Annotated in this window: 1 protein-coding gene; it reads right to left on the reverse strand. The window is 57.5% G+C overall.

Features of this window, described 5'->3' with window-relative positions; all coding sequences use genetic code 11:
- Positions 1–305 (reverse strand): hypothetical protein (locus R5H29_RS01210; RefSeq protein WP_332328599.1); only part of this gene is annotated, 305 nt, incomplete at its 3' end.
- Positions 306–346 lie beyond the last annotated feature (41 nt).

A 346-nucleotide genomic window follows, 5' to 3' on the forward strand; every position in this document is an offset into this window, starting at 1 on the left:
TCATCGAAGACTAACGCAAATCCGATCGGAATGCCGGCACGGCCCACTGGTATCTGTTCGTCAGAACTTTGCACGTGCTTGAAGTGGTGCGCGAGGACGTCGACCAGTTTGAATTCGAGCGATTCTTTGCACCACGCCTGACGGACAACCGCTGCGCGCCTTCCGCCTTCCTCGGCAGCGCGGTCAACGGCGTGGAAGATCGCCGCACAGGCAAGATACGCGTGACGGATCGAGCCGGAATTGCAGTGAAAGTCGTCGAAGGTGGGATCGACTATAATTTCCAAATAGCGAGCAAGTGTTTTCACGCCCCCCCCCCCCAGGTCCTTATCGCTCCAGGATGGTCAGA

The organism is Stenotrophomonas sp. A3_2 (genome assembly GCF_036624925.1).
Lineage (GTDB): Bacteria > Pseudomonadota > Gammaproteobacteria > Xanthomonadales > Xanthomonadaceae > Stenotrophomonas > Stenotrophomonas hibiscicola.